Annotated in this window: 15 protein-coding genes; 7 read left to right on the top strand and 8 right to left on the bottom strand. The window is 69.7% G+C overall.

Going from position 1 to position 15169, the window contains the following annotated elements:
- The first annotated feature begins 52 nt into the window (after nucleotides 1-52).
- Nucleotides 53-967 (top strand): SMP-30/gluconolactonase/LRE family protein, encoded by a 915-nt coding sequence (locus NL1_RS29700; RefSeq protein WP_084511121.1) that lies wholly within the window; start codon nucleotides 53-55, stop codon nucleotides 965-967.
- Nucleotides 968-1161: 194 nt separating this feature from the next.
- On the opposite strand, the gene NL1_RS29705 is transcribed toward NL1_RS29700, so the two are convergent.
- On the bottom strand, nucleotides 1162-2145 hold the full coding sequence (locus NL1_RS29705; protein ID WP_067846198.1) for a helix-turn-helix transcriptional regulator: 984 nt from the start codon (nucleotides 2143-2145) through the stop codon (nucleotides 1162-1164).
- A 63-nt stretch (nucleotides 2146-2208) separates the two neighbouring features.
- Between NL1_RS29705 and NL1_RS29710 the strand changes: the two genes are divergently transcribed.
- Nucleotides 2209-3351 carry an epoxide hydrolase family protein gene (locus tag NL1_RS29710; RefSeq protein WP_067846201.1) on the top strand — a complete coding sequence of 381 codons (1143 nt, stop codon included), beginning with the start codon at nucleotides 2209-2211 and terminating at the stop codon, nucleotides 3349-3351.
- A 313-nt stretch (nucleotides 3352-3664) separates the two neighbouring features.
- Here the strand turns inward: NL1_RS29710 and NL1_RS29715 are convergent, their stop codons facing one another.
- The gene (locus NL1_RS29715) at nucleotides 3665-4405 is read right to left on the bottom strand and encodes a hypothetical protein (protein ID WP_067846204.1); all 741 of its coding nucleotides are present in this window, start codon (nucleotides 4403-4405) and stop codon (nucleotides 3665-3667) included.
- 244 nt (nucleotides 4406-4649) lie between these two features.
- On the opposite strand from NL1_RS29715, the gene NL1_RS29720 reads away from it, so the two are divergent.
- Nucleotides 4650-5822, top strand: a complete 1173-nt coding sequence (locus tag NL1_RS29720; RefSeq protein WP_067846207.1) for an acyl-CoA dehydrogenase family protein — start codon at nucleotides 4650-4652, stop codon at nucleotides 5820-5822.
- A gap of 9 nt (nucleotides 5823-5831) precedes the next feature.
- On the top strand, nucleotides 5832-6959 hold the full coding sequence (locus NL1_RS29725) for an acyl-CoA dehydrogenase family protein (protein ID WP_067846209.1): 1128 nt from the start codon (nucleotides 5832-5834) through the stop codon (nucleotides 6957-6959).
- Nucleotides 6960-7031: 72 nt separating this feature from the next.
- Here NL1_RS29725 and NL1_RS29730 read toward each other — a convergent pair whose 3' ends face one another.
- Nucleotides 7032-7541, bottom strand: a complete 510-nt coding sequence (locus NL1_RS29730; protein ID WP_067846212.1) for a hypothetical protein — start codon at nucleotides 7539-7541, stop codon at nucleotides 7032-7034.
- Between the two features lie 361 nt (nucleotides 7542-7902).
- Between NL1_RS29730 and NL1_RS36940 the strand changes: the two genes are divergently transcribed.
- Complete coding sequence (locus NL1_RS36940; protein WP_084511123.1) at nucleotides 7903-8196, top strand: hypothetical protein; 294 nt, start codon at nucleotides 7903-7905, stop codon at nucleotides 8194-8196.
- Nucleotides 8197-8338: 142 nt separating this feature from the next.
- Complete coding sequence (locus NL1_RS29740) at nucleotides 8339-9196, top strand: GNAT family N-acetyltransferase (RefSeq protein ID WP_067846215.1); 858 nt, start codon at nucleotides 8339-8341, stop codon at nucleotides 9194-9196.
- Here NL1_RS29740 and NL1_RS29745 read toward each other — a convergent pair.
- From NL1_RS29745 to NL1_RS29760, 5 genes are all read right to left on the bottom strand, one after another.
- A complete protein-coding gene (locus NL1_RS29745; protein ID WP_156095119.1) occupies nucleotides 9186-10112 on the bottom strand; it encodes a hydroxymethylglutaryl-CoA lyase-like TIM-barrel protein in 927 nt (308 codons plus the stop codon). The two genes, NL1_RS29740 and NL1_RS29745, sit on opposite strands and share 11 nt — an antisense overlap.
- Nucleotides 10106-10276, bottom strand: a complete 171-nt coding sequence (locus NL1_RS37920) for a hypothetical protein (protein WP_156095120.1) — start codon at nucleotides 10274-10276, stop codon at nucleotides 10106-10108. The genes NL1_RS29745 and NL1_RS37920 overlap by 7 nt, the downstream gene beginning before the upstream one ends.
- The gene (locus NL1_RS29750) at nucleotides 10273-11502 is read right to left on the bottom strand and encodes a CaiB/BaiF CoA transferase family protein (protein WP_067846218.1); all 1230 of its coding nucleotides are present in this window, start codon (nucleotides 11500-11502) and stop codon (nucleotides 10273-10275) included. Before NL1_RS29750 ends, NL1_RS37920 begins: the two co-directional genes overlap by 4 nt.
- Before the next feature lie 128 nt (nucleotides 11503-11630).
- Nucleotides 11631-12554 (bottom strand): TauD/TfdA dioxygenase family protein, encoded by a 924-nt coding sequence (locus tag NL1_RS29755; RefSeq protein WP_067846220.1) that lies wholly within the window; start codon nucleotides 12552-12554, stop codon nucleotides 11631-11633.
- Between the two features lie 953 nt (nucleotides 12555-13507).
- On the bottom strand, nucleotides 13508-14278 hold the full coding sequence (locus NL1_RS29760; RefSeq protein WP_067846236.1) for a deoxyribonuclease IV: 771 nt from the start codon (nucleotides 14276-14278) through the stop codon (nucleotides 13508-13510).
- Nucleotides 14279-14430: 152 nt separating this feature from the next.
- On the opposite strand from NL1_RS29760, the gene NL1_RS29765 reads away from it, so the two are divergent.
- Nucleotides 14431-15169: serine/threonine-protein kinase (locus NL1_RS29765; protein WP_156095121.1), on the top strand; the 739-nt coding region annotated here is incomplete at its 3' end.

A 15169-nucleotide genomic window follows, 5' to 3' on the forward strand; every position in this document is an offset into this window, starting at 1 on the left:
ATGAAAAGACGGTTACACTGCGCGCGTCGCGGTACCGAGCAGGAGGTCCCAGGTGTCCGTCGTCGAGTTGCCCGCGCTCTTGCGCCGCGCCGTTCCGGCGCTCGCCGTCGCCCTGGCCTGCGCTGGAATCGCCGCGCCGAGCGCGGCCGCGGAACCCGGTTCGGGTTGCGCGCCCGCGACGTCGACGACGGCGCTGCCCGCAGCCGTCCCGGTGCTGGACTGGTCGGAGAACCTCGGCTTCGACCGGCAGGGCAATCTGTGGGTCTCCCGCCTGTACCGCAACGAGGTGCAGCGCTACGACAGCGCCGGACAGCTGACCGCGAGGATCCCGGTGGAATTCCCCGGCGCGGTCCGGCTCGGGCCGGACGGACTGCTGTACGTGGTCTACGGCGACGCGCCCACCAGCGTCGTGCGCCCCGGCGGCGTGGTCCGTTTCGACCCGGCCGCCGCCGAACCTCGCCCCGAGATCTTCGCCTCCGGATTCACCATGCCCAACGGCGCCGCCTTCGACACCGACGGCACCCTCTATGTCGCCTCCGCGACCGGGGTGATCCGCATCGGCCGCGACGGCGCCGTCGACACCGGCTGGACCGAGCGGGCAAAGCTCAATGCCAACGGCATCGCGATCCACGACGGCACGGTGTACCTGACCTCCAACGGCGGCCCGCTGGGCCGGGTGCTGCGTTTCCCGATCACCGACCCGGGCTACCGCACCGTCCTGACCGACCTGACGTCCTCGCTACCCGGCGTCCCCGACTTCGCCGACGACCTGCTGGTGGACGACGCGGGCGCGGTCTACGTGACAACGCTGTCCGGCCAGCTCGTCCGGATCGACCCGAACGGCCAGTCCTGCCGGGTTCTCACGGGCGAACCGATGACATCAGTCGTCGCCGTGCCGGGTCGGCCCGGCGAACTTCTCGCGGGCACTGAACGCGGCACGGTCCTGCGCATCCAGTTGGCTCCCTGACCCGACCCATCGCCGACGGACACCTCCTTCCCACACCGGCTCACTAGCCACGCCATAGGACGCGCAGCTCGGCCTGTTGCCGGTCGATGGGGTGCGTTGGTACATAGCGTTTGTACTCTTCGCCTAGCTGCTGGCTGTGTGAAGCGTGTGGACGGTTGTCGGGGTGCGGCTGCGGCACGCTGAGGGTGGGGGCGTTAGTGCTGAGGCGGGGCTTCGACAAAGGCTAGGGCGGATGCGATTCGGGACGAGATGGTGCGGAGTTGTTCGGTCAGTTCAGGAGAATCGTCGACCTTGAACGGAACGCCGAGGGCGAGTAGGCGGTGGGCCAACCATTCGGGGGAGTCGTCACGGGCGGCGGTGAGGCGACAGGTGTGCTCGTTCAGTGCGGTCAGCTCGCCCGGGTCGTCGCCGAGGCGGCCTGCGAGCTGCGCGAGTGGGGCGGAGATGGTGACGTTCACACGGTAAGACGGTGTCCCCCAATCAGTTCGGCGGCCCGCGACGTAGTCGGCGGGGGAGGCGGCGGGTAGGGGGCGCGGGGTGAAGCGGGCGCCGGTGGGCTGCGGACGCTCGATCCGATCCACGCGGAAGACTCGCCAGTCCGCGCGATCGAGATCGTGGCCGAGCAGATACCAGCGGCGGCGGACCGGGACGAGGCCGACGGGTTCCACGTGGCGGCGGGTCTGCGCGCCGGATTCGCCGCGATAGCCGAAACGTGTTCGCTCCCGGTTGGTCACGGCCGCGGCCAGGGTGCTCAACACCTCCGGGTCGACGGTCGGTCCGTCGTGCGCGGGCGCCGCGGTGGCCGCACCGAGGACCCGCACGCGGCGGCGCAGCTTGGCGGGCAGGATCTGCTCGAGCTTGGCGAGCGCGCGGACCGATGCCTCCTCGATGCCCGCGACGGCGGATCCGGCCGCTGCCCGCAGACCGACCGCGATGGCGACCGCCTCGTCGTCGGCGACGAGCAGCGGCGGCATCGCCGCGCCCGCCACGAGCCGGTAGCCGCCCGTCACGCCCATGGTGGCCTCGACCGGATAGCCGAGTTCACGCAGCCGGTCGATGTCGCGGCGCACGGTGCGGTCGGTGACGCCGAGACGCTCGGCCAGTTCGCTGCCGGAGAATTCGCGCGGCGTCTGCAACAGCGAGAGCAGGCGCAGCAGCCTGGCGGGGGTGTCGTTCACGAATTCCAGAATTCCAGAAAACTAGGACATAGATAGTCCTATATGGGTTCTAGCGTCGTTGTCATGACGAACCGAAACGCCATCCGCCCCTTCCGTATCGACATCCCGCAGGCCGATCTCGACGACCTGAACGACCGGCTGGCCCGCACCCGTTGGTCGGCGCAGCTGCCAGGCGCGGGCTGGGAGCGCGGCGTCCCTGTCGACTACCTGCGCGAGCTCGCCGAGCACTGGCGTACCCGCTTCGACTGGCGCGCGCAGGAGGCGGCGCTCAACGAACTGCCGCAGTTCCGCACCGAAATCGACGGGCTCGACGTGCATTTCGTGCACGTGCGCTCGCCCGAGCCGGACGCGCTTCCGCTGCTACTGACCCACGGCTGGCCCAATTCGTTCGTCGAGTTCACCAAGACCATCGGTCCGCTGGCCGACCCGCGGGCGCACGGACTCGACCCCGCCCAGGCGTTCCACGTGGTGGTGCCGTCGGTGCCCGGCTTCGCCTTCTCCGCGGCGCCGCCGGAGGGCATGACCACCGGACGGGTGGCGCGGATGTGGGTGGAGCTGATGGCTCGCCTCGGCTACCGGCGGTACGGCGTTCAGGGCGGTGATCTCGGCGCCTACGTCGCGCCGGAGATGGCGATCGCCGCGCCGGATCGGGTGGTCGGCGTGCACCTCGATGGCGGCATCGGCATGCCGACCGCGGCGGACGTGCCGACCATGAGCGCCGAGGAACGCGCGGAATGGGATCTCATGCAGCAGTGGATGACCGGCGGCGTCGACCATCACACGCTGTTGCGCGCGGCGCCGCAGACCTTCGCGCACGCCTGGACCGATTCGCCGGTCGGACTCCTGGCTTGGCAGGCGCAGAAGTTCGATGAATTCACGCCGCTGGTCGACCACCTCGAGGAGGCGATCGACCGCGACCACCTGCTGACCAACGTCAGCCTGTACTGGTTCACCGCCAGCGCGGGCTCCTCGTCCTGGCCGATGTACAACGGCCTCGGCAAGGAGGGCTTCGCGTGGCCGATGGGACAGAAGCTGGTCCCGACCGGTGTCTACGGCGGCGGCTCCGCGCTCATGCGACGGCTGGCCGAACAGGACAACGACATCGTCCACTGGCCGGAGGGCAACACCGGCAACCACTTCGTGGCGATGGAGGTGCCCGCGATGCACGTCGCCGACATCCGCGCGTTTTTCGCCAAGATCGCCTGAGCGTCGAGGACTTCGCATCGCGCGCCATCCGCACCTGGCGCGCGATAGCCGGGGTCGGCGTTCCCGGCCCTCGGGTTCGGTGATGGGCCGGCGGACAGTCCGGGCGCGGCAAAGGGCGACACCCGGCGTTGCGGTCACGGCAGCCCGCGCCGGCGATCACCCCGACGGCGTGGTGCGGAGTTGTGGAATCGGAGATGGCCGAGCGATGGGAGCGATGCCGAATCCGGGCGCGGCAGAAGCAACACCCGGAGCGAACGGCAGTGTGGGCGCGGGTTCCTGGGCTGGTGCGGGCGTCGCCGAGAACTGCTGGTGGCTACGGGGTGGCGGCGCTGCCCGGCGCAGGCTGGGGTTCGGGCGTGGCGGGGGCGATGCCCGGTGCGGGTTGCGCGGGTGCGGCAGGGGGGTTCTGCGGTGCGGCGGGCGCGGGGGCCGGTGCGTCGGGGACCACGAAGGTGCCGACGGTCGGGGTCATCACGCAGTGCGCGCCGGGGTATCCGATCACGCCCCACATCGAGGCGATGACGGTGCCGGGGCCGCTGTGCACGGTCTTGGAGAGCGTCGGCAGGTTGAACTCGGTCATGTCGTCGAGCGCGTCGATGCCGCTGCGTCCATTGTTGACGTTGAGCCACGCCACCACGAGACCGGAGCTGAGCGGGGCGCCGGGGTGGGACGGGGTGGCGCTGAAGCGCAGGGTGCCCGGTTCCGGGTTCGCGCCCTGGTGCGGGTTGATTCCCTCGGTGGTGCCCGCCGCGATGATCGTGGTGATGGGGCCGTTGCTGCCGCAGCCGAAGGTGGGCGCGGCGTAGGCGAAGGGCGCCCAGTTACCCGCGATGTCGCGCAGCTCGGCGACATCGACGAGCTTGGTGTAGGCGCCGAGCGCGTCGACGCCCGCGCGTGCGGCCTGGTCGGTTCCGGCCCGCTCGGTGAGCTGGGTGATGGTCTGATCGGTCGAGGCATCCGGCGCGGCGGAGGCGGTCCCGGTGAGGCCCAGAACCGCACCGATGCCGAGAGAAGTCACAGTCGCGGCCGCGCGTGCGATGGTTCTGCCGTTCACCAAGTTCTCCTCGAATACGAACCCAGGGTTTCCCCGACCCTGGGCAGCAACGTACCAGTCCGTCGCGCCCGCCGCCGAGTCGGCAGAGCGGGATTCTCCCGGTCGCCGTCCGGTTGCGGGGCGCTCGGAGCCGATGTCGTCGAGGTGTCGTGCGTACCGGACCGCGAATGTGATCCACTCGACAGTGTCGGATTACCGCGGGGTAGGTTTTACTCGGAAGTACGAGACACAACGGGAGTTGCGTATGAAATTATCCCTGTCCCCCGACGAGGCGGCCTTCCGCGACGAACTGCGGCAGTTCTACCGCACCCAGATCCCCGCGGAGATCCGTGAGCGCGTCAAGTACGGCCACGAACTCTCCCGCGAGGACGTCGTTACGGCGCACAAGATCCTCAACGACAACGGCCTCGCCGTGCCCAACTGGCCGGTGGAGTGGGGTGGCAAAGACTGGACCCCGATGCAGCGCCACATCTGGCAGGACGAGATGCAGCTGGCCTCGGTGCCCGAGCCGCTGACGTTCAACGCCCAGATGGTCGGCCCAGTCATCGCGCACTTCGGCTCGCAGGAGATCAAGGAGCGCTTCCTGCCTGCGACCGCGGCCCTCGACATCTGGTGGTGCCAGGGCTTCTCCGAGCCGGACGCCGGTTCGGACCTGGCCTCGCTGCGCACCACCGCGGTGCGCGACGGCGACTCCTACATCGTCAACGGCCAGAAGATCTGGACCACACTGGCCCAGTACGCCGACTGGATCTTCTGCCTGGTGCGCACCGATCCGACCGCGGCCAAGAAGCAGTCGGGCATCTCCTTCCTACTGTTCGATGTGAAGAGCCCCGGCGTCACCATCCGCCCGATCAAGCTGATCGACGGCGGCTACGAGGTGAACGAGGTCTTCTTCGAGAACGTGCGGGTGCCCGCCGATCAGCTGGTCGGCGAGGAGAACATGGGCTGGACCTACGCCAAGTTCCTGCTCGGCAACGAGCGCACCGGCATCACCGGCGTCGGCCGCACCAAGGTGAAGCTGGGCGTCGCGAAGGACTACGCGCGCCAGATCAAGTCGGGCTCGGGCTCGCTGCTGGAGGACCCGGTGTTCGCCGCGCGGGTGGCCGAGCTGGAGAACGAGCTGCTCGCACTCGAGCTCACCCAGCTGCGGGTGGTCTCGAACTCCACCGAAGGCAAGCCGAATCCGGCCTCCTCGGTGCTCAAGCTGCGCGGCTCGGAGCTGCAACAGGCCGCCACCGAGCTGCTGCTCGACATCGCGGGCCCGGACGCGCTTCCGGTCGACGCGGACGATATCGCGTCCCCCGGCTGGGCGCAGCGCAGCGGGCCCAGCTACCTCAATTACCGCAAGACAACCATCTACGGAGGTTCGAGCGAGGTGCAGCGCACCATCATCGCCTCCACGATCCTCGGATTGTGAGGCGTCGACATGGAATTCGAACTCACCGATGAACAGGTCATGTTGCGCGACACGGTGCGCGACGTGCTGGCCCGCAGCTACGACCCGGAGTCCCGGCTGAAGGTGACCGACAGCGAGCTGGGCTGGAGCCGCGACGTGTGGCGCCAGCTCGCCGAACTCGGCGTGCTCGGCCTCGGTTTCGCCGAGGAGGACGGCGGCGTCGGCGCGGGTCCGGTGGAGACCATGGTCGTGCTGGAGGAGATCGGCCGTCGCCTCGCGCCGGAGCCGCTGCTGGACGCGGTGCTCGTGCCGGGTGCGTTGATCGGTCTGGTCGGCAGCGCCGAACAGCGGCAGCGGATCCTGCCGGAGGTGGCGGCGGGCGAGAAGCTGCTCGCCTTCGCGCACGCCGAGCCCGGCGTGCGGTGGCCGTCCACCGACCTCGCGACCAGCGTCGCGGCCGAAGGTGACGGTTACCTGCTGACCGGCGTGAAGAACCCGGTGGCGCACGGCGATTGCGCCGATGAGCTGGTGGTCAGCGCGGTGCTGCCGGGCGGCGGCGTCGGCCTGTTCCTGGTGGCCGCCGACGGCGCCGGGGTGTCCCGCAAGGTCTTCCGCACCGTCGACGGACTGCGCGGCGCGCAGCTCACCTTCGACAAGGCTCCCGCCGAACTGCTCGGTGACACGCTCGACGCGGCCGAGGCGGTGCAGATCGCCCTCGGCCACGCGCACGCGGGCCTGTGCGCCGAATCCATCGGCGCGATGGAAGAAGCGCTGCGGCTGACCACCGAGTACCTGAAGACGCGCAAGCAGTTCGGCGTCACCCTGTCGAAGTTCCAGACCCTGACCCAGCGGGCGGCGAACATGTACGTCTCGCTGGAGCTGGCGCGCAGTATGAGCCTGTACGCCACCGCGTCGCTGGCCGACGGCGCCAACGATCCGGTGGTGGCCTCGCGGGCCCGCCTCCAGGTCGGACGCGCGGCAAGGCACGTCGGGCAGGAAGCCGTCCAGATGCACGGCGGCATCGGCGTCACCGCGGAATACCCGGTCGGCCACTACGTCGCGCGGCTCACCGCGATCGGCCGGACGCTCGGCGGCGACCTCGATCACCTGAAGGTGCTCAGCGCCCAGGTCGGCGGCTACGACCTGCCGGAGCTGTAGGAGCGCGGAGGCCGGTTCTCGGCCGCGATGCCCTAGGCGGCGGTGCGGGGCGAACGCGCCCGTGCCGCCGCCTTATTCGTCTTCGTCCTCGTGGCTCGCCCGCGGTGTGGCGTTCGGGCGGCGGGTGGTCGTTTCCTCGTCGGCGGTCGGCGGCGGTGTTGTGGCCGACAAGGTCCTGGCCCGGGTCGTCGTCGTGGGTTCCTCGGTCTCCCTCGGCGTTTCGGGCGCGGTGGTGCGCTGCTCCGTCGTGCGCTGCTCCGTGGTGTGCTCGGACCGGGCGGTGTTCGGCTCCGATTCCTCTTCCGGCGGAACGGTCATCGTGCTGTACCCGGCGGGCCTGCGGGGCGGTCCGGCAGGCGCCATCTTCCAGGTCGGCGAGGGCGGGATGACGATGCGCGACACCGTGCCGGTGGAACCGTCGTCGCGGACCACGGCCGCCGCGGCCGGGCCGTCTTTGAGCGGCGGTGGCGGGACGTAGGTGTCCTCTCCGCCGATCCCGCAGGAGCCGATGAGAACCAGACCGATCGAGACCGCTCCCGCTGCAATCGCTGGACCCGCGATCTTGGCCCTGCTGCTCTCCATCCGGGGACACTCCTCGTGTGTTTCGAGTGGCCTCACCTTAAACCAGGTCGGTTACCCGGGCTAGGCGTACCTCCGCCTCCGCCGCGGCATGGGCAGGCGGAGAGCGGACTTCGTCCGGCAGCGCCGGTTCAGGTGAGAAGTCGCTGTGCACACGCCATAAAGGCGCTTTTTAAACATCAATGATTCAGATATCGAATTGATCTCGTACGCGTGTCGCGGGCACGTGTCGCGGCGCAACCGCGTGCGCGGGCCGTAGCGTATGTGATCAAAGTTACGCGTGAGACGCCTATTTCAGGATGAGAGACGCGCTGGTGGAGCTGCGCGAAGGCAACACTCTGATCGGCGTCACGAGGAGAAGATGATGGGAGCATACTCGACCTCTCCGCTGCCGACGCCCGACGCGGCCGCCGACACGACGGAGGCGCATCGGGAAGCGGCGAAGCAGCAGTCGAATCCGCCCGTACGCACCGTGCCCAGGATCGTCGCGCGGTCGCTGGCGTGGCTGTTGTTTCTCGGCGGTGTCGTCGGCGCGGTGCTCGGCATCGCGGGCCTGCACGTCGAGATCACCGTCGCCGGACTGATTCTGGCGTGCACCGCGGGACTCGTACTGCTCAAAATTCGCGCCGACGGCGGGGCCGGGAGCGAAACCGGCTGAGAGTCGGTCGGATCCCCGACGCCGGTCCGTCACCCGCGAAGACGCCGGGCCCCTGCCTCTTCGAGTGCTGAGAGCCGAGCCGGGCGACACCGTCGAAAGAACGGGGCTGGAGCGACCGTGAAAGTGCGTTTACCGTTGCCTCATGCGGATCGAGATCACCCGGGACGCCGCCGTGTACCGTGCCGCGACGGAGAAGTTCCTGAGTCGTGATTTCCTGCGGCACACCGTGATCGCCACGGGCATCGCCAACCACGTGGACGGTGTGCAGGCGGCGGACGCGACGTCGCGCTTCCTCTCGGTGCACGCGGCGGACGACACCGTGGTCGGCGTCGCGATGCGGGCCGGCGGCCGCGAGGTCTACCTGGGAGAACTACCCGCCGAGAGTCTGCGTCCGGTCGCCGAGGCGTTCGCCGCGGTGGCCCCCGGCAACACCGGCGTCGAGGGCCTCGTCGCCGACGCGGAGGCGTTCGCCGAGCACTGGAGCGCGCTGCGCGGCGTCGGACACCGTGAGCTCTTCCGCACCAGACTGTTCCGGCTCGGCGAGCTGCGATTCCCCGCGGACGTCACCGGGGCGCCGCGCCGAGCGGTGGACCGCGATGTCGCCCTGTGCGTCCGGTGGTCCGAGGCCATGCTCACCGAAAGCGGGCTACCGCCGCCGCATCCGGGCCCGAGCATCATCCGCAAGCGCGTCGAGGCGGGACGCTGGTGGCTGTGGGAGGTCGGCGGCCATCCGGTGAGCCTTGTCGCGCACCAGGTTCCGGCGGGTGGCTGGGCCCGCATCGGCCCGGTCTACACCCCGCCCGGCGAGCGGGGCCACGGCTACGCGTCCGCGCTCACCGCGCACGTATCGCGCATCTTGCGCCGCCGCGGACTCGACGTCTGCCTGTTCACCGATCTGGCGAATCCGACCGCGAACAGGATCTACCGGGCGATCGGCTACGAGCCCGTGCACGACTTCGCGAACTTCGTGTTCGAGGAACGCGGCGCGGTCAGCCGATGACCCATTCGAAGGCCGCGGCCTTCGAGCGCGCCCCCTCGGCGGTGCGCGAACGGTTGGGTTCGCCGAGGTCGGCGAGCAGGCCCTCGGTCAGCTCGACGAGCGCGGCAAGCGTGGACGGTGCGAACCAGCCGGGGCGGGTGGCGAAGAGGATGTCCTCGCTGGAGGTGTTGCCGCTCGCGCCCGGCGCGAAGGGGCAGCCGCCCAAGCCGCCGAGCGAACCGTCGACCATGCCCGCGCCCGCGCCGATCGCGGCCAGGGTGTTGGCCACGCCCATGCCCCAGGTGTCGTGGCCGTGGAACACGATGCGGCGCAGGGGCGTCCGGTCGCGAACCGCCGAGATCAGCCCGGCGACCTGGGCCGGATGGGCCTGGCCGAGGGTGTCGGCGAGCACGATGTCGCTCGCGCCATCGGTCCGCGGATCGTTCGCGATCGCGAGTACCCGCTCCGGATCCACCGGGCCCTCGAACGGGCAGGTGAAACTGGTGGCCAAGCAGAGCTGAATGGCGCCGCCCACCTCCTGGGCCGAACGCACCGCCTCCGGCATCGCGGCGATGCTGTCCTCGGTGGAGCGGCCGATATTGGCCTGGTTGTGCGCGTCGGAGACCGAGAAGCAGTACTGGAAGTTGCGGACGCCCGCCGCGGCGGCCCTGGCCACGTGGCGCGGGGTGGCCACCCACACCCAGCAGCGCTCGAGTTCCTCGGGGGTCAGGGCCGCGACCAGGTCCATGGTGTTGGCCATGGGCGGCACCAGGTCGGGGCGCGCCATGGAACCGATCTCCAGCGCGGGCACGCCGAGCGCGAGCAGGCGGCGCACGATCTCGACCTTGCGTTCCACCGGCAGTGTCTTGCCGGTCAATTGCAGGCCGTCGCGCAGCGTCACATCGCGCAGCAGCGCGCCGCTCGGCTCGGTCAGCACGGCCGATCCTCCCGGGCTTGCGGCGGCACGCACATCACGCCCGCCCACGGTTTCTGGTTCGCGCCCGCCGGATTCGGGTGCACCGTCGGCCGCACGTGGCCCGGTGCGCGCTGCTCCCACGAATTGCGGCCCGCGGGCCTGCGCCGTCCGCGCCTGCGGCTCATGATGCTGCCTCGCTCACGCCTGATCCCGCCGCGGCGGCGATCTCGGCCTCGCTCATGCCGAGCAGGCCCGAGAGCACCTCTCGGGTGTGTTCGCCCAGGTCGGGGCCGACAGTGCGGATGGGGAGCGACTGCTCGCCGATCACCGGCACGATGCCGGGAAAGCCGACGGTCTTCGGCTCCGGTTCGCCGACGTCCACCGCGAACGGCTGAATCATGTTGCGCGCCTTGTACTGTTCGTCGGCGACGATGTCGGCGGCGGTGTAGATCGGCCCGCACGGGATGGCCGCGTCCTCCAGGATCTTCAGCGCCTCGTCCCTGGTGTACTGGATCGTCCACTCGCCGATCGACGCGTCGAGTCGTTCGCGGTGGCGCCAGCGGCCCGCGTTGTCCTGGAGTTCGGGATCGGTCGCCAGATCGGGCCTGCCGATCACCTGCATGTAGCGCTGGAAGATGGCGTCGCCGTTGCCGCCGATGATGATGCTGTAACCGTCACGGCACGGGTAGGCGTTGCTCGGCGCGATCCCTTCCATGCGCCCGCCGACGCGCTCCCGGTTGATGCCGTAGGCCAGGTAGTCGGGCACCAGCGATTCCATCACCGAGAGGATGGCCTCGTTCAGCGCGACGTCGATCACGCGTTCGCGCAGCGGCACGTCGTCCGTGCGCTCACGCTGGAACAGCGCCATGACGGTGCCGAAGGCGGCGTAGATGCCCGCGATGGAATCCCCGATCGAGACGCCTACCCGCACCGGGGGACGGTCCGGGTCGCCCACCAGTTCGCGCAGTCCGCCCACGGCCTCGGCGACCGCGGCGAAACCGGGCCGCGCGGCCATCGGCCCGGTCTGCCCGTAGGCGGAGATCCTGGTGATCACCAGATCGGGGTTGGCCTCGTTCAGCACCTCGGGCCCCAGCCCCCACTTCTCCAACATGCCGGGCCGGAAGTTCTCCAGCAGCACATCGCAGTGCCGGACCAGGTCGAGCACCACCGCACGCCCCTGGTCGGTGCGCAGATCCAGGGTGATCGACTTCTTGTTCCGGTTGACGGTGCGGTACAGCATCGAGGTGTCGCCGCCGTAGAGCCGCCAGTTGCGCAGCTCGTCGCCGGCCTTCGGCCGTTCCACCTTGATGACCTCGGCGCCGAAGTCGCCGAGGATCCGCCCGGCGGTGGGTGCCGCGATGTAATTGCCGAGCTCGAGGACGCGAATTCCGTCCAAGGGCCGAATACTCATGGCCCCTAGTGTGGACTAATAGGGCTCCCGTCCTCGGCCCGCCCTCCATCTCGGGCTGCCTCGCGCCTACCTGCGCCTCCGCCCACGCCGGGCGCAGACGGGGAACGGCCTGCGCCCGGCAGCATCGATCACGCGGCGCGGGAGACCTTCTCGATGATCGAGTAGTGCTCGGCATTGCCCGCGACGACGGTGCTCGCGACGCCGTCCACACCGACCGGGACGTCACCGGCGAGGGTGATGCGGGTGAGCTTGCGCGGCTGGTCGTCGTAGTCGTCGACGGCGTAGTGCTGGGTGGCGCGGTTGTCCCAGATCGCCACGTCACCGAGCTGCCAGTTCCAGCGGACGGTGTTCTCCAAGCGGGTCACGCGGTCCTGGAACAGGCGGAACAGGGCCTGCGACTCGGCGCCGGAGAGGCCGGCGAAGTGCTTCACGAAGTGACCGACCAGCAGCGCCTTCTCCCCGGTCTCCGGGTGCACGCGCACCACCGGGTGCTCGGTCTCGAAGTAGGTCGACTCGAACTCGGCGCGGTACTCGGCGGCGTTGGGGCGGGCCTTGCCGCCGTGCGCCGCGGCGTAGTCGTACACGTTGGTGTGCACCGCGCGCAGGTTCTCGGCGAGCAGCTTCAGCGGCTCGGGCAGCGATTCGTAGGCGGCCACGGTGGAGGCCCACGTGGTGGAGCCGCCGTAGGTCGGCAGGGTGACCGCGCGCAGGATCGAGGCCTTCGGGATGCGGTCGACGAAGCTGACGTCGGTGTGCCAGCTGTTGGCGCGGCCGTACTCGGAGTCGATGGCCAGGCTCTTCTCGCCGTGCGAGGTGACCGTCGGGTGCGGGGTGGTCGGGGTGCCGAGCAGCCGGGCGAACTCGTACTGCGCGTCCTCGGTGAGCTGGTCCTGGCCGCGGAAGAAGACGACCTTGTGTTCGAGCAGAGCGCGGCGGATCACGTCGACCGACGCCGCGTCCAGGTCGCCGTCGAGCCGGACGTTGCCGACCTGGGCGCCGATGCGGGCGCCGAGCTTGGTCACCGAGACGGTGGGGGCGGTTGCGATCGTCATGGGTGATCACCTTCGCTGATCGAGAACGGATAGTGCGCGTAGAGCACACCACCCGGAAACCGGGGGTGACCAGGGTTTTCGTCGGGGTGATCGCAACGGGTGGCACTTGCGCCTCAGGGCGGGTCGGCCCCGTGTCGGGGGTTTCGAAGAGGTGTGCCCACCGGCGGGGTTCTTGGGTTCGGTTTTTTGCGGTTCTTGCGGCAGGTTGACGGTTCCCAATGTTGTGAGGTGCCCCAGAGGGCGGGCCTACCCAGGTCTTCCTCGGAGCAGTGCTGGGCACGTCGTGTGCCGTACCCCACTTACCTCCCGCAGTCAGGTGCGCGGGGTTCGGTACCCGGCGTGGTCGACCGGCTCTGGTTGCGTCTAGAGAGCGTGCAAGCAGAAAGAGCCCTCGGCCTGTCAACCCCCCAACCACCATCAAGTAGCGACCATATGACTACCGTCGATTCCCGACCGCCACACACAACCGCCGGGTGCGCCGCCGTCGCGCGCACCGCCGCCGCAGCGACGGCTCCCACACACCCCGCCCACGCCTCACAGCGCCACCGCTTGTGTGAGGAGTGCACACCCTCTGGGCGACCACCCCACACACCGCAGCCTCACCGACCGACTTCGCTTGCTGCTCTCTCTGAACGCAACCAGAGCCGGTCGACCACGCCGGAAGCCGCGCCTACGCCCACCGACGGCGGGAGGATGCCGGGTACGGCACACGTCGTGCCCAGCACCGTTGGAGGCAAACCTGGGACAGCCGCGCGTGAACTAGCAGGCCGACCCCCGGAACCACGTTCCTTGACGCGACCCGCCAGCCCGACCGGACGAGAGAACGCCCCGCGCCCACTCTTAGGGACACAGCCGGTCGACCACGCCAAAGCCGGACCCGCATCCACCGACCGCGGAAGGGCCCCGAACACTGGCGCGACCAGCTCCACCCGGACACACGAGCGATCGGCAGATCAGCCGATGTGCTCGCGCAGGTAGGCGAGGTCCTCGGCGACGCCCTCGGCAGGGGTTTCCAGCACCACGGGAGCGCCCGCGCTGCGACACACCTCGGCGAGCAGCTGGGGGTCGATGGTGCCGTCAGCGAAGTTGGCGTGCCGGTCGGCGCCGGAGTTGAACTCGTCGCGCGAGGAGTTCAGGTGCACCAGGTCGATGCGGCCGGTGATGGCCTTGATCCGGTCGACGACGCCGAGCAGCTCCTCGCCGCCCGCCCAGGCGTGGCAGGTGTCGAGGCAGAAGCCTGCGCCGTACTCGCCGACCGCGTCCCACAGCCGGGCGATCGAGTCGAAGTGCCTGGCCATGGCGTGGTTGCCGCCCGCGGTGTTCTCGATCAGGATCGGCACCGCGAAGCCGCCTTTGTCCTGCTGGCGTTCGAACAGCTTGCGCCAGTTGTCGATTCCGGTCTCCACCTCGGCGTCGGAGCGGACGTGCCCACCGTGCACGACCAAGCCGAACGCACCGAGGTCCGCGGCGGCCTTGGCCTGCTGGGCGACGGCATTGCGCGAGGGCATCCGCAGCCGGTTGTTCAGGCTCGCCACGTTGATCTGATAGGAGGAGTGCACCACCACATCGATCGGGCTGGCGAGAATCTGCTCGGTCCTCGGGTGCGGGACCGGCTTGTCCCAGCTCTGCGGATCGACCACGAACATCTGGATGACGTCGGCGCCGAGTTCCTCACCGAAGCCGATCGGATCGCTGTCGAGCCGGACGTGTGCTCCAATGCGCATGGGGCTCAGCGTAGTGGGCGGCACCGACATCGCGGAGAACCGGCGATACACCGGCGAATAGCCGAGAATCGAAGGACTGTTGCGCCCACGGGGTTCCGCGAGATACATCGGTAGGATCCACGTGCTCGACCCGATGAGGGGGGTGAATCACCTTGTTGCGTACTGGCGAGATCTTTGCCGGTTACGTCGTCAAGCGCGTGCTGGGTCAAGGCGGCATGGGCACGGTGTATCTGGCCCAGCATCCGCGGTTGCCGCGGCTGACCGCGTTGAAGCTGCTCGATCGCGAGCTGTACGGCGATCACGAGATCCGGGGACGTTTCGAACGGGAGGCCGATCTGGTCGCCCAGCTCGACCACCCCAATATCGTGACCGTCTACGACCGCGGGGCCGAGGACGAGCAGCTGTGGATCTCCATGCAGTTCGTGCCGGGCTCCGACGCCGCGAGCGCCGACGTGGACGTGCTCGCCGCGGGACGGGCGGTGCAGATCATCGCCGAGACCGCCGCGGCGCTGGACTTCGCGCACGCCAACGGTGTGCTGCATCGCGACGTGAAACCGGCCAACATCCTGCTGGCCAAGGCGCCCATCGGGCAGCCGGAACGAGTGCTGCTCACCGACTTCGGCATCGCGGGGATGCGCGACGCGGACACCACGCTCAGCTCGGCGGGCACCATCACCGCCACCCTCGCCTACGCCGCGCCCGAGCAGCTCAGCGGCGCGTCCCTCGACCACCGCGCCGACCAGTACTCGCTGGCCTGCACGCTGTTCTGGATGCTCACGGGCAACGTCCCGTTCCCGGGGGCCACCCCCGCCGCGGTGATGAACGGCCACCTCGCCGCCCCGGTGCCGCCGCTGTCCCGCAGCCGCCGCGGCCTGCCGCCCGCCCTGGACG

The sequence above is a fragment of the Nocardia lijiangensis NBRC 108240 genome (assembly GCF_001613045.1).
Taxonomy (GTDB): Bacteria; Actinomycetota; Actinomycetes; order Mycobacteriales; family Mycobacteriaceae; genus Nocardia; species Nocardia lijiangensis.